We start from the raw sequence: 22601 nt of genomic DNA, 5'->3' as shown, positions 1-22601 counted from the left end.
ACGAAGAGCGACGACGGCATAAAGAAGCAGAACGGCGCAGCCGCCGGCGGCGCACAGGAACGGGATCCGCAAGGCCAGATCGCGCCCCAGACCGGCCTCGAACGCCGTTACGATCACCCCGCCCGCGACCGCTCCGAGAGGCATCATTCCCCAGCCGAAAAACCTGTAGATGCTGTTCACGCGGCCTTGCGGCACCGGTCGGCGGAAAGGCGATTTGCCACAGACACCATGCCGACAGCGCGAACATGACCGCATCGAAGCCGAATGGCGCCGGGACGGCAAGGGCGATCAGGAGACCGGCGAGCGGCGGGCCGACAAACGAGCCCATAACCTGCTCGATGCTCCACAGCTGGCCGTTTGCCTGTTCCAGCTCGCGCGATTCGACCAGTTGCGGAAGCACCGTCTGCGCCGTGTTGTCGCGAAAGACCTCTGCCGTTCCAAGCAGGAAGGCAAGCAGCCCCAGCGCCAGAATGAACACCGTCTGCAGGCCGGAGCCGTCGGCCAGCGGCAGTGCCGGGGAGCTCAGAATGAGGCCGACAACTCCAAGGCTCAGGAAAAGGCGCGCCAGATCGGCGCGCACCATTGCCCTGCAGCCTATTTTATCGACGCCCATATGCAAGCGTCTTACGGGAGCTCTTTCATTCGACGCAGAACCGGGTTAAGGATGTTCATGTTTTGTTTTAAACCGATCCCGGAGGTCGCCGGTGGCTGATATCACAGGCAAGGCGGTGCCGCGCCTTTCCAACGCGCAGGCGCGCAGGCTGTTTCTCGAGCGCCACGGCCTTTGCGACGATCCGTCGAGGAAAGTCGGCCGGGGCGAGTTGCAGACGCTGATCGAACGGCTCGGATTCGTTCAGCTGGACAGTATCAACACCGTGGCGCGGGCGCATGATCTCATCCTGTTTTCCCGCCGCCAGTGCTATCGGCCGAAACAGCTCAAGACGCTGCTGGAGAAAGAGCGCTCGCTGTTTGAACACTGGACACATGACGCCTCCATCATTCCGAGCCGGTTCTATCCCTATTGGGAACTGCGTTTCGAGCGCTACCGCGAACGGCTGATCGAACGCTGGCGCCAGTGGCGCCGGGAGGGTTTCGAGGAAAAAATCGACGATGTGCTTGCCCATATCGAGCGCAATGGTCCGGCCATGTCGCGGGAGATGGGCGAGGACGAAAAGAAAAACAACGGCGGCTGGTGGGACTGGCATCCGTCCAAAACGGCGCTGGAATATCTGTGGCGCACGGGGCAGCTTGCCGTTTGCCGCCGCGAGGGGTTTCAGAAGGTCTATGACCTGAGTGAACGGGTGATCGGCGAAGAACATCGGACGGACCGCTATAGCAAGGCGGAAACGATCGACTGGGCCTGCTCCAGCGCGCTCGACCGTCTCGGCTTTGCCACATCGGGCGAAATCGCCGCCTTCTGGGACGGCATCACGCCGGCCGAGGCAAAGAAATGGTGTGCGGAAAGACTCGGCAGTGACCTGATAGAAATGGAGATCGAGACGGCACAGGGCGGGCGGCCCCACCGGGTGTTCGCGCGCGCCGATATCGAGGCGGAGCTGGACGGCCTTGCGTACCCGCCCGGCCGTATCCGGGTTCTGAGCCCGTTCGATCCGGCAATCCGCGACCGCAAGCGCGCCGAGCGTCTTTTCGGTTTCAACTACCGCATAGAAGTGTTCGTACCGGCGGCGAAGCGGCGATACGGCTACTATGTCTTTCCGCTACTGGAAGGGGACCGGCTGATCGGGCGGATCGATATGAAACGCCGCGGCGATTCGGGTGTGCTCGATGTGACCGCGTTCTGGCCGGAGCCGAAGGTGAAGCTCGGACGCGGGCGCCTTGAACGTCTTGAGGCGGAGCTCGACCGGATCCGCCGCTTCGCCGGCTGCGCGCGGATCGATTATGCGGACGGATGGATCCGCGAGCCGCTGCCGTGACCGCTCGCATCAATAGAGCCAGCGGACGAGGCCGAGCGTGATGAACGGAAACAGCGCCAGGATAACGACCCGCAGAAGATCGGTCGCGACGAAGGGAAAGACGCCGCGATAGGTCTGGGCGAGCGGAACGTCCGGCGCCATGGAATTGATGACAAAGAGGTTCATGCCGACGGGCGGGGTGATCAGTCCGACCTCTACGACGATCAGCACGAGAATACCGAACCAAAGGGCGAATTCCTCCGGCGACAGGCCGAAATCGAGGCCTATGACGATCGGGAAGAAGATCGGGACCGTCAGCAGGATCATGGAGAGCGAATCCATGACACAGCCGAAGACCAGGTAGAGGATCAGGATAATCGACAGCACCAGCCAGGGCGACAGACCCTGTTCTGTCACGTAGAGCGCTGCCTCCTGCGGCAGTTGCGACAGCGCCAGGAAGCCGTTGTAAATGGCCGCGCCGAGGATGATCAGGAAGATCATGCCGGTGGAGTTGGCGGTGTCGAGAATCGATGATTTGAGGGTCGACCAGGTCAGCCCGCCATTGACCAGTGCGATGAGGCCGGTGCCGGCCGCGCCGACGGCGGCGGCCTCGGTCGGCGTGAAGATGCCCATATAGATGCCGCCGACAACGAGCAGGAAGACGGCGAGAACCGGCCAGACCGCCAGCAGCGCACGGAAACGCTCGCCATAGGGCACGCGTTCGCGGGTGCCGGCGGAATTCGGCCGGATGCGCACGTAAATCGAGATGGCGAGCATATAGCCGAGCGCGGCAAGAATGCCCGGAACCACCGCCGCCACAAAAAGCTTGGCGATGTTCTGCTCGGTCAGAATCGCATAGATGACGAGGACCACCGAGGGCGGTATCAGAATGCCGAGCGTGCCGCCGGCGGCAAGCGTGCCGGTGGCGAGCGGACCGGAGAAGCCGTAGCGCTTGAGTTCGGGCAAGGCGACCTGCCCCATGGTGGCGGCGGTCGCAAGCGACGATCCGCAGATGGAGCCGAAGCCGGCGCAGGCGCCGACCGCGGCCATCGCGACGCCGCCGCGCCGGTGGCCGAGCCATGTTTCCGCCGCCTTGAAAAGCGCCGTCGACATGCCGCCCAGCCGGGCGAACTGGCCCATGAGGAGGAACAGCGGCACGATGGACAGCGAGTAGCTGGAAAAGGTTCCGTAGGTCTGGTTCTTCAACTGCCCGAAGATCATCAGGAAGGACCCGTTGATCATGTAGCTGCCGAGCACGCCGACGGCGAGCATGGAAAGGCCGATCGGTATGCGCAGGAAGATCAGGAGAAGCAGGACGGGAAACGACCAGATGCCTATTTCAAGATTGCTCACGGCAGTTCTCCGCCGATGGCGACACTTGATCCGGTGCGGTATTCGCGGATGCTGCGCAGGAAACACCAGGCCGACACGATGACAAAGACCACGGCGCCGAAAAGCCCGGCCGCATAGGCCCACCAGATGGGAAATTGCAGGATGAACGTCGTTTCGCTGTAACTGTATTTGTCGATGGTTCCGAGCCAGTGACGCCAGCAGATGAGGGCCGCGAACAGGAACATCAGGAAATTGGCGACGATCTCGATGAGGCGGTCGAGATTGTCGCTGAAATGCATGGTGAGGATTTCGACAACCGCGTGTCCGCGCCGCAAATGACACCAGGGCAGGAAGGCGAAGACCGCAAAGGCGGTTCCGGCCTCGACCAGCTCAAAATCGCCCGGAACCGGAGCGAGGCCGGCGAAGACCAGGGCGCGGCCGGACACGGAGATCACCGTCACCACGATCAATGCGGTCAGAACCAGACCGCCCGCCAGAGCCGTCAGGCGCGCGAGAGCCTGTATCCAGCGGTCAATTCGCTCTGCCATCCTGCTACCCCATCCGGCCTTTGTCGCCCCTGTCGACCCGGTCGGCCTTTTCCCGAGTGTCAGTTATCGCGCTCCTGGCGGGCCGTGACAATCCTGGGCTCCGGTTATCCAGTGGCCCGTTTGCGCACTACTCACGTGGCCCGCCGGCCGGGGCGGGCGCGGGCAGTTGCGAACGGGCGGAGGTGTTTCGGGCTGTGCCGGGGCGGGCGCTCAAAGAACGGGCACCCGCCCGCAGGCCCTAGTTGGTGTTCTTGTCTATCGCGGCCTTGGCGCGGTTATAGAGATCGCGGGCGTCGATGCCCCTGGCATCCATTTCGGCGATCCAGTTGTCGATAACCGGCTGTGCCGCTTCCTGCCAGCGCGCCACTTCCGCATCGTCCAGGACGATGATGGTGTTGCCCGCCTTTTCGGCAATCTCGCGGCCCGGCGCGTCGAATTCCTGCATGGTGCGGCCGGCGAAGGCCGAGAATTCAAGGCCGGAATTGTCATCGATGACCTGCTTGAGGTCGTCCGGAAGACTGTCATACCTGGCCTTGTTCATGGCGAGAACGAAGACGGCCGTGTAAAGCGCGCGGTCGCCGGAGAACTCGGTATGGGTGCCGACCAGTTCCGGGATCTTCAGCGCCGGCGTCACTTCCCACGGAATGACGGTGCCGTCGATCACGCCCTTGGAAAGCGCTTCCGGTATGGCCGGAACCGGCATGCCGACGGGTGTCGCGCCCATTTCGGACAGGAGCCCGTTGATGACACGGGTCGGACCACGCAGCTTCTTGCCCTGCATGTCCTCAAGCCTGGTGATGCCGTCGCCCTGGACATGGAACATGCCGGGTCCGTGCATCCAGGTGCCGAGGATCTTCAGGTCCTTGAAGTCGGTGTCCTTCATGTCGGATTCGAACAGTTCCCAATAGGCCCGCGAACCGGCCTCCGCATTGGTCATCATGAAAGGCAGTTCGAAGACTTCGGCCCGGGGGAAGCGCCCGGGCGAATAGCCCGGCAGCGTCCAGACAATGTCGACGACACCGTCGCGCGCCTGGTCGATCAGTTGCGGCGGCGTTCCGCCGAGCGCCATGGCGCTGAAAACATCGACCTTGATGCGTCCGTCGGATGCCTTCTCGATGCTCTCCGCCCAGGGCATGAGGACATTTTTGGGCACATTGGCCTGCGGCGGCAGGAACTGGTGCAGGCGCAGCGTCACCTCCTGCGCCATGGCCGGCAGCATGCCCGCCCCAAGCCCTGCCGCGACAAAGGCGGCTGCCGCGAACGATTTCATCAGTGTGCGTTTCTTCATCGGTATCCTCCCTGAAATCCCGCAACGAATTGAAACTTGTTGCCGGTCCCCTCATTTATGTCCTCGGCTGCCGGCACGCTTTTGAGCATGAAAGCAGTTTCGATGGTGGAGGTAAAATGAAAAGTGCCGGTCGATCCATATCGGACCGGTTATGAATTCACGCAGTCAGACCGACCGCATGACCACAGGCCTGTCTGCTTTCTCCCAGGTACCCCTTTTTAAACCGCGGCGGCCTTGCGCCGCCTTGTTCGTCAGTGCCCTTCGGTTCGGCCTCCGCGCGGACGGCATGGAAATGCCTATTTTTGTAACTGTCCAGGCCGTCGTGACGAATTGATCCATGCGCCGGTTTCGCAAACCTAATTTAGCGGCAGGGCATGTGTGTCCTTGATGGTTTCAAGGACGATAGCCGATTTGACATGCCTGACGGATTCATGCGGCAGCAGGATATCGTTGACGAATCCCGAAAGGGCTTTGAGGTCAGCCGTCACCACCTTCAGCATGTAATCCATCTCACCGGTCAATGCGTGTGCCTCAAGAACTTCCGGAAGCCGATTGACCAGTTCGGCGAACCGCTTGGCGTTGTCGCGGTTATGCGTGTCGAGCGTCACCGTGATGATGTTGACGATCCCGAGGTCGAGCCGCATGCGGTCGAGGCCGGCGAAATAGCCGCGGATATATCCTTCCTCCTCCAGCCGCAAGCGGCGGCGCGAACATTGTGACGGTGACAGGTTTACCCGCTCCGACAGTTCCCCATTGGTCAGCCGGGCGTCCTTCTGGAGCTCCCGGAGAATTTTCCGGTCAAATTGGTCGAGCATGATCTGTGTGTATTTTGTGATCTATCTGCGAAAACTGTGCGAAAAAATATCGAAGCGAGCGAATTTTGCAAGCATTGTGCGGCAGATTTGCGAGATAATGACACAAACATAAACAGATGAGGAGTGCTCGCATGGGTCCGTTTCCACACAACGCACCGCCGGCAAAGATCGATGAGGCCAATCCGGCCGGAACCGACGGTTTCGAATTTGTCGAGTTTGCCCACCCGGAGCCGGAAAAGCTCGAAGCGCTGTTCGTGTGTATGGGTTACGCGCCCGTCGCACGCCACAAGACGAAGAACATCACCGTCTGGCGGCAGGGCGATGTCAATTACATCCTGAATGCCGAAAAGGGCTCCTTTGCCGATCGGTTCATCGATCTGCACGGCCCGTGCGCGCCGTCCATGGCCTGGCGGGTGGTCGACGCCGATCACGCGTTCAACCATGCCGTTTCAAAAGGCGCGACACCCTATGAGGGCGATGACAAGGCGCTGGATGTCCCGGCCATTGTCGGCATTGGCGGCTCGCTGCTTTACTTCGTCGACACCTATGGCGAAAAGGGTTCGCCCTATGAGGGCGCGTTCGAGTGGCTGGGCGAGAAGGATCCGAAACCGAACGGCGTCGGCTTTTATTATCTCGACCACCTCACCCACAACGTCTTTCGCGGCAATATGGACAAATGGTGGGACTTTTATCGCGAGATGTTTGGCTTCAAGCAGATTCATTTCTTCGATATCGAAGGAAAAATGACCGGCCTCGTCTCGCGCGCGATCACCAGCCCCTGCGGAAAAATCCGCATTCCGCTCAACGAGTCGACCGACGACAAGAGCCAGATCGAGGAATATCTGCGCAAATACAAGGGCGAGGGCATTCAGCATATCGCCGTCGGCACCGAGGATATCTACGATGCGACGGACAAGCTTGCCGCCAACGGGCTCAAATTCATGCCCGGCCCGCCGCAGACCTATTACGACAAATCCCGGGAGCGGGTGAACGGCCATGACGAACCACTGGAGCGCATGGCGAAACACGGTATCCTGATCGACGGCGAAGGCGTGGTCGACGGCGGCATGACCAAGATCCTGCTTCAGATCTTCTCCAAGACCGTCATCGGTCCGATCTTCTTCGAGTTCATCCAGCGCAAGGGTGACGAAGGCTTCGGCGAGGGCAATTTCCGCGCCCTGTTCGAGTCGATCGAGGAAGACCAGATCCGCCGCGGCGTGCTTAAGGTGGATGCTGCCGAATAGGATTTCCGGCAGGCGAACATCCGACCCCGCCGCTGTCGAGACGGCGGGGTTTTTCTTTGCCCCGAATGTGTGCGGCATGGCGGCCGGGACGGCGGCGAGTCGTCAAATGCTCCAGGTTTGGTTATGATTTGCCGGCCGGAACACGGGACAGGGAGGGCCTTTGCATGAATCTGACCAGTCATGAAGCAAATCTGGTCTTCTCGATCATGCGCGATCTGAGCGGCGACTACGATCATGTCGAGGTGCGTCAGCGCGTCGGGCAACGGCTCCTGGAACTGCTGCGCGCCGACTATTTCGCCTCCTATATCTGGGACGAGAACACGCAGACATTCGTCTCCGCGGTCCAGGTCAATATGAGCTGGGACAATCTGGAACGCTATGAGCGCTATTATCAGTTCCGCGACCCGATAACGCCGACATTGCAGAGACGGCGCAGGGCGACGCCCGTCAGCCGGATCATGCGGCACGAGCAGCTTGTGCGCACGGAATTCTTCAACGATTTCCTCAAGCGCGACGGCCTGTGTTACGGGCTGAACTACTTTGCCTATGACCGCGGCACCAATATCGGCGACATGCGGATATGGCGCGGTGACCGGGGCGAGGATTTTTCCGAACGCGACGCGTTCATCGTCGATGCCATCGGCCCGAGTTTCGTGAACGCGCTGATCCGCGCGCAGAAATTCGGCTCGAACGCACAGGCTCTGCGGTTCAGTGAAATAAGAGAGCGGCTGGGTTTCACGGCCCGGGAAGCGGAGATCGCGGATATGCTGGTCATCGGCTCCACCGATGAGGATATCTGCGAAAAGCTGCTGATCTCGAAGCCGACGCTGCGAACCCATATCAGTGCGATTTTCCGCAAGTCGGGCCTCAACCGGCGTACACAGCTTGCGCGGTACCTGACAGACCAAAATCATCATTAATGACGATGCCGTTGCCGGAGCATCTTAGCTAGGCTTCTTCCCCATAAGGGAGGAAGACATGGCACAAGCGTCTGATTTCGGTGCCGCGGAGCTTTTGCGCCGTCTTGATGCCGGGCAGCTTTCTGCGCGGGAATATGCGCAGGACACGGTCAGGCGCTGGCGCGAGAACGTCGGTCTTAATGCGGTTTCCTTCCTTGATCCGGATCTGCTCGCCAAGTTTGCGCTTGACGCGGATGAAAAACGGGCAAGGAGAGAAGGCGGGCGACTGTGCGGGCTGCCGTTGATCGTCAAGGACAATATCAACACGACGGCCTATCCGACCACCGGCGGCACCGCCGCGCTGCAGGACTGTACGCCCGAAACAGATGCCGGCGTAATCTCGCGGTTGCTTGACGAAGACGCCATCATCGGCGCCAAATCAGGCATGCACGAGCTGGCCTTCGGCATCACATCGAACAATGCGGTGACCGGACCGGTGCGGAACCCGCATGATCCCTCGAAGATCCCCGGCGGCTCGTCCGGAGGAACGGCCTCGGCCGTTGCAGCCGGCATTTTCCCGGCCGGGCTCGGCACGGATACTGGCGGCTCATGCAGAATTCCGGCCGCGCTTTGCGGTGTGGTCGGCTTCCGCCCGACGATCGGACGCTATGCCGGTGACGGCATCGTGCCGATCTCCCATACGCGCGACACCGCCGGGCCTTTGGCGCGGTCGCTCGAAGATGTAGCTTTGCTCGACGGCGTCTTGAGCGGGCAGGACCCGCTGAACGGAAAAACCGATCTGACGGACGTGCGGCTGGGCGTTCCCGCAGAGGTTCTTTTCGAGAACCTCGAACCGGAGGTGGAGACCGCGGTCGAGGAAAGCCTGCGGGCGCTTGAGAAGGCGGGCGTAACGCTGGTCGACGTGACGCTTGCGGATCTTTGGCCCCATAACGAGGCTTTCAGCTTTCCGGTCGTCTTTTACGAAGTCATGCGTGACTTGCCGGCTTATCTTGAAGAACATGCGCCGCATGTGGCGTTCGGTGCGCTTGTGGAAACGATCGGTTCGCCGGATGTGGCCGGTGCGATCGGCAGTCAGCTCGGCGACGATGCGATGCCGGAGGAAGCCTACCGGGCGGCCATGGACGTTCACCGGCCGGCCATGCGGGCGATCTATGAGGATGCCTTCAGGGCGCACGGGCTGTCGGCGATCGTGTTTCCGACGACGCCGCTGCGGGCCCGCGATATCGGTCTTGACGAAACCGTTGAACTCAACGGCGCGCAGGTGTCGACATTTCCAACCTATATCCGCAACACCGATCTTGGTTCCAACCTCGGTGTGCCCGGAATCTCATTGCCCTGCCGCAATGTCACCGGGCTTCCGGTGGGGATCGAATTCGACGGGCTGGCGGGCCGGGATGCCGATCTGCTCTCGCTTGCCCGGGCTGCCGAAGCAGCGCTCTCACAATAATCAGGGGAACAGGAGGAAGACGCCATGACGTCAACCATGATCAAAACCGTGCTGACCGCCGCGCTGGCGACAACGGCGCTCGCGGGAACCGCCTTTGCCGACATCAAGGTCGGCGTGCTGGTGCCCGATTCCGGACCCGGAGGCCTCTTCGGCCCATCCACCCGGAAATCGGCCATGCTCGCCGCCAGGGAAATCAACGCTGCCGGCGGCATCAATGGCGAGACTATCGAACTGGTCTTCGCGGATGTGGGCGTGCCGCCCGCGGAAGCGGCACAGGCAGCCCTCAAATTGTGGAAGGGCCAAGGCGTCGAAGCCTTTGTCGGCATGCACGATTCCGCCGTTCGCTCGGCGCTGATGGGGCTTTTCAAGGGTCAGGTTCCGTATGTCTATACGCCTGTTTATGAGGGCAATGCCTGCGGCGACGGCCTTTATGTGACTGGCGAGACGCCCAGCCAGCAGCTTGCGCCGGTCATTCCGCATCTGATGCAGGAAAAGGGTGCCAGCAAATGGTACCTGATCGGCCACGACTATAACTGGCCGCGTGACACCAATGCGCTCGCCAAGACCTATATCGCCGATGCCGGCGGTGAAGTCGTCGGCGAGGAATATCTTCCCTTCACGGTTTCCGATTTCGATTCCTCTCTGCAGAAGATCAAGGAAAGCGGCGCGGACGGCGTGCTGATCACGCTGGTCGGCGGGGGTTCCGTCGGCTTCAACGTGGCGTTTGCCGGTTTTGGCCTCGACAAGCAGGCGATCCGGCTCGGGACGCTGATCGAGGAGAATACGCTCGCCGGCATCGGTGAGGCGAATGCCGACGGGCTTTATTCGTCAGCCGGCTATTTTGCCTCGATCGACACGGATGCGGCGAAGGATTTCGCGGCATCTTACGCGGACGCTTTCGGCGATGATGCCGCACCGCTCAACACGCTCGGCCAATCGGCCTATGACGGGCTGAAACTGCTGGCGGCCATCGCCAACAAGGCAGGCAGTCTTGACGTCGGCGCGATGGATGCCGCCGCGGAAGGAACGACCTATGATTCCCCGCGCGGTGAAGGCATGCTGAAAGGCGGTCACGTCACGCAGACCATCTACCTTGCCGACGGAACGGGCGGCTCGTTCACGGTCGTTCAGTCGTTTCCCGGCGTCGTGACATCCGAGGGGTGCGCGAACTAAGGTCATCCGGATATGTCGTCCGTACTGATCCTGAATGTGCTTTGGCAGGTCAGCGTTCTTGCAATGGTAACGCTTGGCCTTGCCATCGTGTTCGGTCAGTTGAAGATCATGAACATGGCCCATGGCGAACTTGTCATGATCGGGGCTTACGCCCCGGTCATCACGGCCAATATGGGTCTGCCGGCCGTCTTTCAGGTGCCGGTGTGCATTCTCACCGTAGCCCTGACAGCCTTCGTGCTGGAGCGCACGATCGTCAGACACTTTTATGCGCGGCCCTTCGACAGCCTTCTGGCGACCTGGGGCATATCCATTCTGCTGCGTGAAATCGTCGAACTCATCTTCGGCCGCGGCTACCAATCCGTGGCCTCGCCGCTGCCGGGAACCATGTCGGTCTTCGGAACGGATTATCCGGTTTACCGGATCGCGGTTATTGTCGGCATCATCCTGTTCTTTGCAGCTCTTGCCCTGTGGTATCGCCGCTCGCCGGTCGGCACGGAAATCAAGGCCATGGTCGAGAACCCGGAGCTTGCACAGGCCTGCGGGATCAACACGGAGAGGCTTTCCACCGGCTGTTTTGTCTTTGGCGCGGTGACGGCAGGCATTGCCGGTATGGTGCTCGCGCCGACCATCCGGATCGAGCCGATGATGGGTCTCGACTATCTGGTGCGCTCGTTCTTTTCGCTTGTCGTCGGCGGTCTGGGCAGCCTTGAGGGCCTGTTCCTTGGTGTTGCGATCATCGGCGGGACCCAATCGGTGTTCAGCGCCCTGTTCAATCAGACCTACGGTTATCTTTGCATCTTGATGCTTTCCATCCTGTTCTTGTGGTTGCGGCCCCATGGTATCCATCGCGCTCGTTAATGCGGTCCTGCTGGCCGTCTTGCTGGCTGTGCCGTTGCTGTTCGATCCGTATTTCGCCTATCAGATCGGCCTCTATCTGATCTACGGCATTGCCGCTCAGGGGATCGGATATCTTTGGGGACGCGCCGGGATCCTGCCCCTGGGGCAGGCCATGTTCTTCGGTTTGAGCGCCTATGCCTGCGCCATCATCCTGATGCGTGTCGACGGGCTGGGCCTCCAGATCCTGCTGCTCATCTGTGTGCTGATCGTAGCCGGCCTCATCGCCTTTGTCGTCGCGTCGGTGATCTTCAGGGGACGCTCGGACAGCGGCCCCTTCTTTTCGCTGATCACGCTTGCGCTCGTCATGATCAGCGAGCAGGTGGCGGGAACGGCAACCGGCTTGACCGGCGGTTTCAACGGCTTGAGCGGCTTCGGGACCATCGGCGGGCTGGATCAGTTCGGCGGGTTCTATTTCGTCATCGTCGCAGCCGTTGTCTCGTCCACGGTTGTGCTGATGGTGCTGGACCGGCTTCCCGTCGGGCTTGTGGGCCGGGCGGTCGCCGACAATGAGCGGCGCCTGCAGCTTCTCGGTTTCAGAACCCACCTCATCAAGGGCGCCGTCTTTGCCCTGTCCGCCGTGCTGGCGGGTCTTGCCGGAATCCTGTTCGCAAACCATCAGGGCATTGTCACCCCGACATCGACGGGGTTTCTTCTCTCCGCGAATCTCGTGATCTGGACCGCGGTCGGCGGCCGGTATCATGTGCTCGGACCGCTTCTGGGAGCCGTGCTGATCGGCTACTTCACATCGGAACTGCGGGACAGTTTTCAGTATTGGGAGGTTCTTCTGGCTTGCCTGTTCATCCTGGTCGTCTTGAAGGCGCCCGGCGGCGTGGCGGACCTTGTCACGACATCATTGTCGCGCGTCCTGCCCGCAGGAAAAGCCGGGCCTGCGGCATTGAGCGAGCCTCCTGCGACCGTATTTGACGATGCGGCAAAGGCTGTTCACTTCGACGACGTCAGCGTAAAGGTCGGGCCGGTCCGTATCCTGAACGGGGTCCAATTCACGACGCCGGACAAGGGCATTTTGTGCATCATCGGGCCGAACGGAGCGGGCAAGACCTCGCTGCTCAATGCGATGACCGGCGGTCTGCCGGTTTCCGGCGGGGCGATATCCTTCAACGGAGGCGATGCCGCCAACCGCCCGCCATACCAGGCGCTCAAGGGCGGGATCGGCAGGAAGCTGCAGGTGCCCTCCGTCTTCCAGTCGCTGACCGTTTCGCAGAACCTGTGCCTTGCCATGCTGGCCGGCCGTGCCGGTCCTGCCGATTTTTTCCGGCCTTCGGCGCTTGGCTGGAGAAGCGGGACCCTTGACGAATTGCTGTCGACGGACGGATTTCCGCTGGCCGACAGGCTGGACGACCCGGCATCAGCCCTCGCCCAGGGACACCGCCAGTTTCTCGAATTCGCAATGACGATCGCAGCCGGGCCCCGCATCCTGCTCCTCGACGAGCCCTGCGCCGGCCTGTCGCCGGACGAAACCCATTTGATGACCCGGCTTGTCAGAAGGTTCCAGGAGAAGAATGGTGGCCTGATTTTGCTCATCGAGCATGACATGAGCATCGTGAAGTCCCTCTCCAACCAGGTTCTGGTACTTCATCAGGGCGAGGTTCTGGCGCGCGGCACCTATGAGGAAATACGGTCCGATCCCGCCGTGCAGAGCGTCTATTCGGGAGGCACGAAGTAATGTCCGCCGCGCTCCAATTCGAACATCTTTCGGGCGGTTATGGCGGGGTCGAAATCCTTCATGGCGTCTCGGGCGCGGTCGGGCCCGGTCATGTGCTGGGAATTTTCGGCCGCAACGGCGTCGGCAAGACGACACTTGCCCGGATGCTCACCGGATCGTTGCCGATGGCCGGCGGTTCGGTGCTTCTGTCAGGCCGGGATGTCAATGCGATGGCGGCGTTTGAACGGCGCAGGACCGGTCTCGGCTACATGCCGCAGACATCGATGGTCTTCGACAATTTGACCGTGTCTGAAAACCTTTCCCTGGCGGGAAGCGGTGACCGGCTTGCCGATTTGTACGACCTTTTTCCGCGTATGCGCGAACGCAAGGATCAGAAAGCCGGATCCATGTCCGGCGGCGAGCGCAAATTGGTCGCCTTCACGCGCGCCATGCTGGAGGAGACCGACGTGATTGTGCTCGACGAGCCTTCGGAGGGTGTGCAGCCGGAGAACATCGCCCGTATGGAGGCCTTCATCCGCCGGCGACGGGACGAAGGCTGCGCCATCGTCCTCATCGAACAGAACCTCAATATGCTGCTGGCGCTGGCGGACAGTTTCCTGGGGCTCGATTCCGGGCGCGTCGTTTATGATGGCAGCAAGGACGACGTCACCCGCGCGCAGCTTCTGGACGTCATGTTGGTGTGATCATCGCCCCGCTTCAGGCTGCGTCGAGCAGCGCCTCCGCCGTTTGCGAACATGTGGCGACATGGGTCGCGAAACCGCCCCTGATGGCCGCGCGCATCGGGGCGACCTTGTCGGGGCCGGCCGACACCAGCAGGCCCATCTCCTTGCCCAGCATCGTATCGAGCGAGGCTCCGATGATGCGATCGTCGATTTCTCCGGGGATCGGGCGGCCGTCGCCGTCGATGAAACGTCCGCAGATGACTGCCCGGGCGCCCTTTTTCAAATAATCGGACAGCGCCTCTTCGCTGACCACGCCGTTTTTGACCACATGGCTCTCGACCGTGCATGATCCGGCGGCAAACAGCGTCTTGTTGCAGTTTTCTATCGCGTCGAACTGCTCGGCGATAACCGGCTCCTGCTTCAGCAGCCTTGCCAGTTTTGGGTTCTGGACAATGAGCGGAGCGTGCAGGTTGATGCAGTGCGCACCGAAACGTTCGGCAAGGTTCGATGAACAGGCCTCCGCCGCAAAACCCAGCGGCGTTGCCCGCGAACCCACAAGCTGAACGATCTGAAGCTCCGGCATATCGAGGCGCTCGGCCGATGTTGAGATCTTGTAGACCGTTTCGCCCCACGACACGCCAAGCCGGTCGCCGGATGCGAGCAGCAACGGCAGCCAATCGGCGGTGGCCCGCGCCACGCGGGCGAGCGACTGCGCGGTATCATCGGCCACCGCCGGCACGACGAGCGCGTCCTTCAGATCAAATCCCGATTTGAGAGCTTCGGCGATTTCCCTTTGCGTGAACACATTCGGACGCAGGGAAACCCGGACGTAATCGCGCGCCCGTGCCTCGGCCAGGTAATTGACCACGGTCGAGCGCGAGATATTCAGTTTCTCGGCGATGTCCGCCTGATTGAGGTCCTGATGAAAATAGTACCAGGCGACCTCAAGGATCTGATCCTCGATCCGGGACCGTCTGCGGCTGCCGTTTCGTGTCAAGTCGCTCAATGCTTCAGACTGCCTCGCGCTGTTCGGCAAACAGCCGAAGCATGTCTTCTTCATTGGCCTGTGCGATGCCACGCTCGGTGATCAGCCCGGTCACCAACCGGGCGGGCGTCACGTCGAAGGCGGGATTGCCCGCCGGCGTTCCGTCGGGGCTGACCTGAACCTGTTCCACCTCTCCCTGGTCGTTGCGGCCCCAGATATGGGTCGTTTCCCGCTGGTCACGCTCCTCGATGGGGATTTCGGAGATGCCGTCGCGCACCGTCCAGTGAATCGTCGGCGAAGGGAGCGCGGCGTAGAACGGAACGTCGTTGTCACGGGCGGCCAGCGCCTTGAGATAGGTTCCGATCTTGTTGCAGATATCGCCCTGGCGTGTCGCCCTGTCGACACCGACGATAACCAGATCGACTTGCCCATGCTGCATGAGATGCCCGCCGGCATTGTCCGTCACATAGGTGTGCGGTACGCCGTGATGGCCGAGTTCCCAGGCGGTGAGCGCGCCCTGATTGCGTGGCCGCGTCTCCCCGGCCCAGACATGAACCGGGATGCCCGCATCGTGCGCCTGGTACATGGGGCTTGTCGCCGTGCCCCAGTCCACCGTCGCGATCCAGCCCGCATTGCAGTGGGTCAGGATCCGGACCGGCTCGCCCTTGTCCTTGCCCGCCGCGATATCCTTGATGAGCTCCAGGCCATGGACGCCGATTATCCGGTTTATCTCGACATCCTCGTCGGCAATGTCATGGGCCAGCTGCAAGGCCGCCGCCGCCCGGTCCGAGGGCGCCAGCGGGGCCAGATGCGACCGGCACCGGTCCAGCGCCCATTTCAGATTGATGGCGGTCGGTCGTGTCCGGATCAGGACGTCGCGTGCATGATCGAGGCCCGCATCGGACGGGTCCTTGCCCATCTGATGGGCGACGCCATAGGCCGCCGTTGCGCCGATCAGCGGCGCGCCGCGCACGCGCATCTCCTTGATCGCCGCGGCGTAGTCTTCCAGTGTCGGCACCGCCTGGATGACAAATCTGTGCGGCAGCCAGCGTTGATCGATGATTTTCAGGACCGCATCGTCATGGTCATACCAGAGGGAGCGGTAGTGGATGCCGTCGACCTTCATATCACGTCCTCCTCAGCATAGCGGGATGCCAGTCTCTCGATCAGCCCGGCCGGATCCGATACGGCGCGCTGCAGGATCAGGTCACGCCCCATCATCAGGTTGCGCGCCTCAAGACTTCCGCGCTCGCCGGTATCCTCGATCGTCTCGAAATCGGCATTGTGCGCCAGGGAAAGAACGCGCCGATGCATCTCTATGCCGCAAAAGCCGAGCGCATCCTCCCAGATGGCGGCAAGCACGGCGTCCAGCGCCGGCTGGCTGCTGTGCCCCTGGTCCTCAAACAGGGCAGCCGGGTAGAGCATGCCCGTCCTTTCGGTGTTCCACAGCCGGGTGAACTCGCTGTTGAACCGGCTGATGACGGTCATGGTCTCGGCCATGAGCCAGCCCTGATAATCCGCGAGCTCCGAAGAGGTGCGATGGGCCGGCTGGCTGAAAAAACTCATGAGGAAATTCGCGATCAGCATGCCGATGTCGAAACCCATCGGGCCGTATTGCGAGAATTCCGGGTCGATGATCTTGCTTTGTGTGTCCGTGCACATCACCGAGCCGGTGTGCAGATCGCCATGCAGCATCGTTTCGGTATTGGAGGCGAAGGCCTGCAGCATCCGCTGGGCGGCGACCTTGAGCGCGACGTCGCTCCGCAGGGCGGAGACGACGGGATCGAGGGCGGCATTGTGATTGTTCATCTCGGCAGCGTAATAGGGGTCGGTGAAGACCAGCGCTTCGGTAATGGCGGGGATCGCCACATTGCCGCTGAAGACACCGACATCGGCTTTCTTGTCTGCGCTGGCCATACTCAGTTCCGACCCCCGAAAGGCCGTTCGGGCGCAGAAATTACCGAGAAACTCTCCCAGACCTTCCACGCGTTCGCCGTCAATAAGCTTCTTGCGCAGGATCGTGTGGGGCGTCAGATACTCCATGACGATCAGGGCCTGGCTCTCGTCGAAATGCAGCACCTGTGGCACCGAGCCGGGGTCTCGTTCCGCCTGCCGGACAAGCGCGTGATGCTCGAATGTCGCTCGGTAAAGCGGCAAGGGCCAGCTGTCGCCGACCATGCGCACATAGGGCAGGGCCTGCTTGACGATGACGGCATCCCTGGCGCCCCTGACAATGAAGACCAGGTTGAGATTGCCGTCACCCACCTCCTTGATCGACCATCCGGACGAATCGCCGCCAAGCCGCTGCGCAATCGGCTCTATGGCGCCGATGCGGCTGCTCAGCGTTTCCTCGGTCAAGGCGGTGTATTGCATCGATGCCATGCGGCGTCTCCGTTCATCGCAATCCGGTGCCGGACTGATTCAACCACACGGAGAAGATTAGCCAAGCCTGGTATTATGTCAATTATGTCGACATATGACCAAGTTTGTTGCGATGCAATACGGGAGAGGCAGTTTTCGAACTGTTGTCAAGGACGAAGGAAATCAGCCGGCCGGCTGGACGCGGTCGGGATGGGCGGCGGCAAAGGCCTCGAGCCTGGCGCAGTTTTCCTCAATGGCGGCGATGCGTGACAGATCGGCGATCTCGGCGCCCCAGCGACGGGCATTGTAGAGTTGCGGTATGAGACAGACATCGGCCATGGTCGGCGTATCGCCGTGGCAGAACGTGCCGCCTTGTCCGTCACTGAGCCTCTTCTCAAACGCAAGAAGGCCCTTGCGGATATATTTTTTCATCCAGTCGACACGCACGGCCTCGTCTCCGCCGGCGCGCTCCATCACATCGGCAGCAACGGACGAGTTGCAGACGGGGTGAATTTCCATGGCGATGATATAGGAGAGGGCGCGCACCCTTGACCGCTCGAGGGCCTTATCCGGTAAAAACGCAAAGGAGCGCGTCTCGTTCAGATATTCAACGATCGCCAGCGACTGGGTGAATATTTGTTCGTCGATCTCCAGTGCAGGGACGAGGCCCTGCGGATGACGGGACAGATGCGCCTTACCCAGATGTTCGCCTTTCAGGAGGTCGACCGAAACCGCATCATAGTCGATATCGGCGAGGTTCAGCGCGATGCGCACCCGGTAACTCGCCGAGGAGCGCCAGTAGTCGTACAGGACCGGCTTCATGGTATCCCTCCGGAAGGTGCGGCGCCCGTTGAACAGCGCGCCGCGTTTTTGGTCCCTCCTATTTACCGAGTTCTCTGGCATGCAGCCAGTCGGCATGTTTGGGGGCCTTCTTGGTTCTGCTCCATTCTTCAAGCATGTCCCATTTGACCGCATCGAGCCGCTCGAGCATGGCGTCCTCTTCCGGATCGGGGCAGGCCAGTTCGATCCGGTGGCCATTGGGATCGAAAAAGTAGATCGAGTGGAAAATGGAATGGTCGGTGACCCCGAGGACTTCCACGCCGTTCTTTTCCAGATGATCCTTGTATTCGAGCAGCATGTCGCGGTCCTTGACCTTGAAGGCGATGTGCTGGAGCCAGATCGGGGTGCTTTCGTCGCGGCCCATCTCGGGTTTCGTCGGCAGCTCGAAGAAGGCGAGGATATTGCCGTTGCCGGCATCGAGGAACAGATGCATGTAGGGGTCGGGCTCGTGGGTGGACGGCACCTTGTCTTCGGCGATGGCGAGGACAAAGTCCATGTTGAGCATCCTGGTGTACCAGTCCACCGTTTCCTTGGCGTCCTTGCAGCGATAGGCCACGTGGTGGATTTGATCGATCTTCATTGCATTGTCTCCCTTGTTCAATTGCGGGAACAATAATAGTTGCGAATGTAACTATCCAGGTTTTATTGGCGTGTTTCCATCCTGGCCCGATCCGCGATCTATCTCTTTGCGGCGGCCTTTAACGCCTCGCGCAGCGTTTCGCGCTCGCCGATATGATTGGCGAGGATGAGGATCAGGCGGGCGTTGAACGCGTCGCTCTCATCCTTGCTCAGACCCTCATGGGCGGCCAGCAGTTCGGCATAGAAATCGTCCGGATTGCCGATGTTCTTGTGTGTGTTGAGTTTGCTCATGACGTTCCCTCAAGCCCGGGCCGTTGCGGTGTTGAGCGCAGCGCGCACCAGCGCCTCGTCATAGCCGCTCCAGCGGGCGGCGACATGCTGGTCGGGTCGGAAGAGATAAACCGCCTGTTCCTCGTCGCCCAGATAGCGTTTTTCAAGATGACCGGCCGGATCGTCGATCGTGTTGACCCGCAATCCCTCAATGGCGATGCCGTCGATATCGAGGTTTGCGGGAACATTTGTGTTGATCCCGAGGAGCTGAAAGCGGTTGCCGAGCATGTCGGTCAGCCAGCCGCCGCCCACCGGTGCGTCGACGACCGGTGCGCCGGGTCTGGTGCGTGGCGGAAGCTGCGCGCTGTCATCGCCGTTGAGCGGTGAGCCGTCATAGACGCTCGGCACGGACAGGCGTCCGGAATTCACCAGCGGGCGGGCAAATTCGTAACGTTCCGCCAGATCGAGGACGGCATCGCGGAACACGCGGCTGATCTCGGATTTGGGCGTGATGAAATCGGTCGAGCGCGAGGAATTCAGGATGTTCTCATCGGCGCCGAGGATGCGCTCGTAATCATAGCTGTCGAGCAGGCTCCCGGGGGCGCGCCCGTCGATGACGAGTTTCAGTTTCCAGATCAGGTTGTCGGTGTCCTGAAGGCCGGAATTTGCGCCGCGCGCGCCGAAGGGCGAGACCTGATGCGCCGAGTCGCCGGCAAACAGCACCCGCCCGTGGCGGAACTTTTCCATGCGCCGGCACTGGAACGTGTAGATCGAGACCCATTCGAGCTCGAATCTGGCGTCCTCGCCGAGCATCGCCTTGAGCCGTGGGATGACGTTTTCCGGCTTCTTTTCCTTTTCCTTGTCAATGTTCCAGCCAAGCTGCAGGTCGATGCGCCAGACATTGTCCGGCTGCTTGTGCAGCAGCGCCGACTGGTCGCGGTTGAAGGGCGGGTCGAACCAGAACCAGCGCTCGGTCGGAAAGCCGGCCTCCATAATGACGTCGGCGATCAGGAAATTGTCCTCGAAGACGCGGCCGATGAAATCGAGGCCGAGCATCTTGCGTGCCGGTGACGTTGCGCCGTCGCAGGCAATCAGCCAGTCGCATTCGACCTTGTAGGAGCCTTCGGGCGTGTCCACCGTCAGGGCGACATGGTCGTCGCGCGGTTCGATGCCGGCGACGCGGCTGTTGCCGCGAATCTCGATCTGCTTGCCTTCAGCCCGCAGCGTCCTGACGCGGTGCACCATATATTCCTCGAAATGGTATTGCTGCAGATTGATGAAGGCCGGGCGCTTGTGTCCCTCTTCCGGAAGAAGGTCGAATTCATAGATTTTCCGGTCGTCGAAAAAGACCTTGCCGAGTTTCCATTCGACGCTCTTGTCGACGAATTCGTCGCCGCAGCCGAGCCGGTCGAGGATTTCCAGCGGCCGCTTTGCGTAGCAGATGGCGCGCGAGCCCCAGCTCACCTTGTCGTTTTCGTCAACAATGACGACCGGCACATCCTGCTGCGCAAGATCGATTGCCGCGCCGAGGCCGATCGGGCCGGCGCCGATGACGATCACCGGGTGACGCACGGGTGCCGCCGCGTCCTGGTCGGCGGACCGCTCATAGGGATAGAGCGGCGTTTCGAATATCTTGCTCAAAATGGCCTCCCGTTCATTGCTGCTCCTCAGCCCTGCAGGGCCTCCCACATCTCCTTGTCCCGTTCGGCGGTCCAGATCCGCGGCGTGTCCATGCCGAGCGCCTCGTCATAGGCGCGGGCGACATTGAACGGCAGGCAATGCTCATAGATTGCGTAGTCGGCGAATTTCGGATCGCATTGCGCCCGCACCGCATCCCAAGCTTCCTTGAGCGAACCGCCGCGTGCGGCGACGGCGGCTGCCGGACGGTAGGTGCTGGCGACAAAATCGCGGGTGTTTTCGATCGCTGCATTCACCATCTCGTCGCCGATCAGCGCGTCGCCGCGCCCGGGTGCGATGGCGCGGGGGTCGAAGGCAAGGATGGCATCGAGCGTGCCGCCCCAGTCGCCGAAATGACCGTCTCCGCAATAGCAGGCGGAGTGGTATTCGACGATGTCGCCGGTGAACATGACCCCTTCGTCCGGCACCCAGGCGACAATGTCGCCGGCCGTGTGGGCGCGGCCGAGATGCATCAGGTCGACACGGCGCTTGCCGAGATAGACCGTCATCTTCCGTGTGAAGGTCATGGTCGGCCAGGTCAGGCCCGGAATGCTCTCATGCCCCTGGAAGAGGCGCGGGAAGCGCTCGAATTCGGAGTCCCAGTCCTCCTGGCCGCGTTCGGCCACCATGGCGCGGCATTTTTCAGAGGCGATGATCTGCCCGGCTCCGTAGGCAGAAGCGCCGAGAACGCGCACGGCGTGATAGTGCGACAGGACCACATATTTGATCGGCTTGTCGGTGACGCTGCGGACCTTCTCGACCACCTTGGCGGCGAGGCGCGGCGTGGCCTGCGCATCGATGATCATCACGCTGTCGTCGCCGATGATGACGCCGGTGTTGGGGTCGCCCTCGGCGGTAAACGCCCACAGATCCCGGCCGATTTCCGAAAAGGTGATGGTCTTTTCGGTCATGTCCCCGCGGGATGCGAATTCCTTGGCCATTGTCAGGCGTCCTTCTTGTACTGTTCGACGGTCTGTTCGATGGCGCCGAAGATGGAATGCCCCTCGCCGTCCTTCATTTCGATACGGACCTTATCGCCGAATTTCATGAATCCGGTCGTCGGCTTGCCGTCGTCGATGGTTTCGATCATGCGGATTTCGGCGATGCAGGAATAGCCGACGCCGCCCTCGGCGACGGGCTTGCCGGGGCCGCCGTCCTCCATCTTGTTGGAGACGGTTCCCGAGCCGATGATGGCGCCGGCAGACAGGGGCCTTGTCCTGGCCGCATGGGCAATCAGTTGCGGGAAATCGAAGGTCATGTCGATACCCGCATTGGCGCAGCCGAACGGGGCGCCGTTGTAATCGACGAGGAGCGGCAGGTGCAGCTTGCCGCCGTCCCATGCCTCGCCGAGCTCGTCCGGCGTGACGGCAACCGGCGAGAAGGCCGATGACGGTTTCGACTGGAAGAAGCCGAACCCCTTGCCGAGTTCGGCCGGGATGAGGCCGCGCAGCGAGACGTCGTTGACCAGCATGATCAGCCGGATCGCATCGCGCGCCTCATCGATGCTCGCGCCCATCGGCACGTCGTCGACGATGACGGCGATTTCGCCCTCCATGTCGATGCCCCAGGCCTCGTCACCCATCCGGATCGGGTCGCGCGGCGCCAGAAACGCGTCGGAGCCGCCCTGATACATCAGCGGGTCGGTCCAGAAGCTCGGCGGCATCTCCGCGTTGCGGGCCTTGCGCACCAGTTCGACATGATTGACGTAGGCCGAGCCGTCCGCCCATTGATAGGCGCGGGGCAGCGGTGAGTGTGCGTCGTGCTCGTGGAACCGCTCGGTCGGTTGCGAGCCGGATTCAAGTGTCTCGGCGGCGCGCTCCAGGCGCGGTGCGACATTCGCCCAGTCGTCGAGCGCGGCCTGCAGCGTCGGCGCGATGTGGTTGACGATGGTGCAATAGGCCAGATCCTTGGACACGACCGCCAGTTTCCCGTCGCGCGTGCCGTCTTTCAGTGTAGCCAGTTTCAT

The 22601-nt window shown here is 61.5% G+C and carries 22 protein-coding genes and 1 pseudogene; 9 read left to right on the top strand and 14 right to left on the bottom strand.

Features of this window, described 5'->3' with window-relative positions; translation table 11 throughout:
- A pseudogene (locus tag AC5E6N_RS04580) lies at positions 1 to 180 on the bottom strand (MFS transporter); the annotation flags it as partial.
- Here AC5E6N_RS04580 and AC5E6N_RS04575 point away from each other — a divergent pair.
- Both AC5E6N_RS04575 and AC5E6N_RS04570 read left to right on the top strand, forming a co-directional pair.
- Positions 170 to 712 (top strand): hypothetical protein, encoded by a 543-nt coding sequence (locus AC5E6N_RS04575; protein ID WP_491746706.1) that lies wholly within the window; start codon positions 170 to 172, stop codon positions 710 to 712. The pseudogene AC5E6N_RS04580 and the gene AC5E6N_RS04575 sit on opposite strands and share 11 nt — an antisense overlap.
- Position 713: 1 nt before the next feature.
- Complete coding sequence (locus AC5E6N_RS04570; RefSeq protein WP_491746708.1) at positions 714 to 1934, top strand: winged helix-turn-helix domain-containing protein; 1221 nt, start codon at positions 714 to 716, stop codon at positions 1932 to 1934.
- A 9-nt stretch (positions 1935 to 1943) separates the two neighbouring features.
- Here the strand turns inward: AC5E6N_RS04570 and AC5E6N_RS04565 are convergent, their stop codons facing one another.
- The 4 genes from AC5E6N_RS04565 to AC5E6N_RS04550 all read right to left on the bottom strand — a co-directional run bounded on the left by AC5E6N_RS04565 (position 1944) and on the right by AC5E6N_RS04550 (position 5896).
- Complete coding sequence (locus AC5E6N_RS04565; protein WP_491690058.1) at positions 1944 to 3266, bottom strand: TRAP transporter large permease; 1323 nt, start codon at positions 3264 to 3266, stop codon at positions 1944 to 1946.
- A complete protein-coding gene (locus AC5E6N_RS04560; RefSeq protein ID WP_491746705.1) occupies positions 3263 to 3793 on the bottom strand; it encodes a TRAP transporter small permease in 531 nt (176 codons plus the stop codon). The genes AC5E6N_RS04565 and AC5E6N_RS04560 overlap by 4 nt, the downstream gene beginning before the upstream one ends.
- Positions 3794 to 4031: 238 nt before the next feature.
- Complete coding sequence (locus AC5E6N_RS04555) at positions 4032 to 5081, bottom strand: TRAP transporter substrate-binding protein (RefSeq protein ID WP_491746704.1); 1050 nt, start codon at positions 5079 to 5081, stop codon at positions 4032 to 4034.
- A 356-nt stretch (positions 5082 to 5437) separates the two neighbouring features.
- Positions 5438 to 5896 (bottom strand): Lrp/AsnC family transcriptional regulator, encoded by a 459-nt coding sequence (locus tag AC5E6N_RS04550; protein ID WP_491746703.1) that lies wholly within the window; start codon positions 5894 to 5896, stop codon positions 5438 to 5440.
- A gap of 131 nt (positions 5897 to 6027) precedes the next feature.
- Here AC5E6N_RS04550 and hppD point away from each other — a divergent pair, with 131 nt between their 5' ends.
- From hppD to AC5E6N_RS04515, 7 genes are all read left to right on the top strand, one after another.
- Positions 6028 to 7140: a 4-hydroxyphenylpyruvate dioxygenase gene (gene hppD, locus AC5E6N_RS04545; protein ID WP_491746702.1), complete on the top strand. Its 1113-nt coding sequence runs from the start codon at positions 6028 to 6030 to the stop codon at positions 7138 to 7140.
- A gap of 164 nt (positions 7141 to 7304) precedes the next feature.
- On the top strand, positions 7305 to 8060 hold the full coding sequence (locus tag AC5E6N_RS04540) for a response regulator transcription factor (protein ID WP_491746701.1): 756 nt from the start codon (positions 7305 to 7307) through the stop codon (positions 8058 to 8060).
- A 58-nt stretch (positions 8061 to 8118) separates the two neighbouring features.
- Entirely contained in the window at positions 8119 to 9507 is a 1389-nt protein-coding gene (gene iaaH, locus AC5E6N_RS04535; protein WP_491746700.1) for an indoleacetamide hydrolase, read from the top strand.
- A gap of 24 nt (positions 9508 to 9531) precedes the next feature.
- Complete coding sequence (locus AC5E6N_RS04530; RefSeq protein ID WP_491746699.1) at positions 9532 to 10680, top strand: substrate-binding domain-containing protein; 1149 nt, start codon at positions 9532 to 9534, stop codon at positions 10678 to 10680.
- 12 nt (positions 10681 to 10692) lie between these two features.
- Positions 10693 to 11538, top strand: a complete 846-nt coding sequence (locus AC5E6N_RS04525) for a branched-chain amino acid ABC transporter permease (RefSeq protein ID WP_491746698.1) — start codon at positions 10693 to 10695, stop codon at positions 11536 to 11538.
- Complete coding sequence (locus AC5E6N_RS04520; RefSeq protein WP_491746697.1) at positions 11516 to 13261, top strand: branched-chain amino acid ABC transporter ATP-binding protein/permease; 1746 nt, start codon at positions 11516 to 11518, stop codon at positions 13259 to 13261. The genes AC5E6N_RS04525 and AC5E6N_RS04520 overlap by 23 nt, the downstream gene beginning before the upstream one ends.
- On the top strand, positions 13261 to 13944 hold the full coding sequence (locus tag AC5E6N_RS04515; protein ID WP_491746696.1) for an ABC transporter ATP-binding protein: 684 nt from the start codon (positions 13261 to 13263) through the stop codon (positions 13942 to 13944). The genes AC5E6N_RS04520 and AC5E6N_RS04515 overlap by 1 nt, the downstream gene beginning before the upstream one ends.
- Before the next feature lie 13 nt (positions 13945 to 13957).
- Here AC5E6N_RS04515 and AC5E6N_RS04510 read toward each other — a convergent pair whose 3' ends face one another.
- From AC5E6N_RS04510 to AC5E6N_RS04470, 9 genes are all read right to left on the bottom strand, one after another.
- Positions 13958 to 14929: a sugar-binding transcriptional regulator gene (locus tag AC5E6N_RS04510; protein ID WP_491746695.1), complete on the bottom strand. Its 972-nt coding sequence runs from the start codon at positions 14927 to 14929 to the stop codon at positions 13958 to 13960.
- 4 nt (positions 14930 to 14933) lie between these two features.
- The gene (mtnA, locus tag AC5E6N_RS04505; protein WP_491746694.1) at positions 14934 to 16034 is read right to left on the bottom strand and encodes an S-methyl-5-thioribose-1-phosphate isomerase; all 1101 of its coding nucleotides are present in this window, start codon (positions 16032 to 16034) and stop codon (positions 14934 to 14936) included.
- Entirely contained in the window at positions 16031 to 17290 is a 1260-nt protein-coding gene (gene mtnK / locus AC5E6N_RS04500; protein WP_491746693.1) for an S-methyl-5-thioribose kinase, read from the bottom strand. Before mtnK ends, mtnA begins: the two co-directional genes overlap by 4 nt.
- A 162-nt stretch (positions 17291 to 17452) precedes the next feature.
- The gene (gene maiA / locus AC5E6N_RS04495) at positions 17453 to 18091 is read right to left on the bottom strand and encodes a maleylacetoacetate isomerase (protein WP_491746692.1); all 639 of its coding nucleotides are present in this window, start codon (positions 18089 to 18091) and stop codon (positions 17453 to 17455) included.
- Positions 18092 to 18149: 58 nt separating this feature from the next.
- The gene (locus AC5E6N_RS04490; RefSeq protein ID WP_491746691.1) at positions 18150 to 18689 is read right to left on the bottom strand and encodes a VOC family protein; all 540 of its coding nucleotides are present in this window, start codon (positions 18687 to 18689) and stop codon (positions 18150 to 18152) included.
- A gap of 98 nt (positions 18690 to 18787) precedes the next feature.
- Positions 18788 to 18979, bottom strand: coding sequence for a DUF2783 domain-containing protein (locus AC5E6N_RS04485; protein ID WP_491746690.1), 192 nt, complete (start codon positions 18977 to 18979; stop codon positions 18788 to 18790).
- Positions 18980 to 18988: 9 nt separating this feature from the next.
- A complete protein-coding gene (locus AC5E6N_RS04480; RefSeq protein ID WP_491746689.1) occupies positions 18989 to 20599 on the bottom strand; it encodes an FAD-dependent oxidoreductase in 1611 nt (536 codons plus the stop codon).
- 26 nt (positions 20600 to 20625) lie between these two features.
- The gene (locus AC5E6N_RS04475) at positions 20626 to 21576 is read right to left on the bottom strand and encodes an MBL fold metallo-hydrolase (RefSeq protein ID WP_491746688.1); all 951 of its coding nucleotides are present in this window, start codon (positions 21574 to 21576) and stop codon (positions 20626 to 20628) included.
- Positions 21577 to 21578: 2 nt separating this feature from the next.
- Complete coding sequence (locus tag AC5E6N_RS04470; protein ID WP_491746687.1) at positions 21579 to 22601, bottom strand: fumarylacetoacetate hydrolase family protein; 1023 nt, start codon at positions 22599 to 22601, stop codon at positions 21579 to 21581.

Source organism: Hoeflea sp., assembly GCF_984452065.1.
The sequence above is the reverse complement of the archived record's forward strand: the minus strand, read 5'-3'. Positions and strand labels throughout refer to the sequence as shown.

Excerpts from the sequence above, each read along its gene's own strand:
- AC5E6N_RS04470 (WP_491746687.1), bottom strand. The coding sequence starts at position 22,601 with ATGAAACTGGCTACACTGAAAGACGGCACGCGCGACGGGAAACTGGCG.
- AC5E6N_RS04555 (WP_491746704.1), bottom strand. The coding sequence starts at position 5,081 with ATGAAGAAACGCACACTGATGAAATCGTTCGCGGCAGCCGCCTTTGTC.
- AC5E6N_RS04490 (WP_491746691.1), bottom strand. The coding sequence starts at position 18,689 with ATGAAGATCGATCAAATCCACCACGTGGCCTATCGCTGCAAGGACGCC.
- AC5E6N_RS04485 (WP_491746690.1), bottom strand. The coding sequence starts at position 18,979 with ATGAGCAAACTCAACACACACAAGAACATCGGCAATCCGGACGATTTC.
- maiA (WP_491746692.1), bottom strand. The coding sequence starts at position 18,091 with ATGAAGCCGGTCCTGTACGACTACTGGCGCTCCTCGGCGAGTTACCGG.
- AC5E6N_RS04520 (WP_491746697.1), top strand. The coding sequence starts at position 11,516 with ATGGTATCCATCGCGCTCGTTAATGCGGTCCTGCTGGCCGTCTTGCTG.
- iaaH (WP_491746700.1), top strand. The coding sequence starts at position 8,119 with ATGGCACAAGCGTCTGATTTCGGTGCCGCGGAGCTTTTGCGCCGTCTT.
- AC5E6N_RS04475 (WP_491746688.1), bottom strand. The coding sequence starts at position 21,576 with ATGGCCAAGGAATTCGCATCCCGCGGGGACATGACCGAAAAGACCATC.
- AC5E6N_RS04540 (WP_491746701.1), top strand. The coding sequence starts at position 7,305 with ATGAATCTGACCAGTCATGAAGCAAATCTGGTCTTCTCGATCATGCGC.
- AC5E6N_RS04525 (WP_491746698.1), top strand. The coding sequence starts at position 10,693 with ATGTCGTCCGTACTGATCCTGAATGTGCTTTGGCAGGTCAGCGTTCTT.
- AC5E6N_RS04575 (WP_491746706.1), top strand. The coding sequence starts at position 170 with ATGCTGTTCACGCGGCCTTGCGGCACCGGTCGGCGGAAAGGCGATTTG.
- mtnA (WP_491746694.1), bottom strand. The coding sequence starts at position 16,034 with ATGAAGGTCGACGGCATCCACTACCGCTCCCTCTGGTATGACCATGAC.
- AC5E6N_RS04515 (WP_491746696.1), top strand. The coding sequence starts at position 13,261 with ATGTCCGCCGCGCTCCAATTCGAACATCTTTCGGGCGGTTATGGCGGG.
- AC5E6N_RS04550 (WP_491746703.1), bottom strand. The coding sequence starts at position 5,896 with ATGCTCGACCAATTTGACCGGAAAATTCTCCGGGAGCTCCAGAAGGAC.
- hppD (WP_491746702.1), top strand. The coding sequence starts at position 6,028 with ATGGGTCCGTTTCCACACAACGCACCGCCGGCAAAGATCGATGAGGCC.
- AC5E6N_RS04560 (WP_491746705.1), bottom strand. The coding sequence starts at position 3,793 with ATGGCAGAGCGAATTGACCGCTGGATACAGGCTCTCGCGCGCCTGACG.
- mtnK (WP_491746693.1), bottom strand. The coding sequence starts at position 17,290 with ATGGCATCGATGCAATACACCGCCTTGACCGAGGAAACGCTGAGCAGC.
- AC5E6N_RS04530 (WP_491746699.1), top strand. The coding sequence starts at position 9,532 with ATGACGTCAACCATGATCAAAACCGTGCTGACCGCCGCGCTGGCGACA.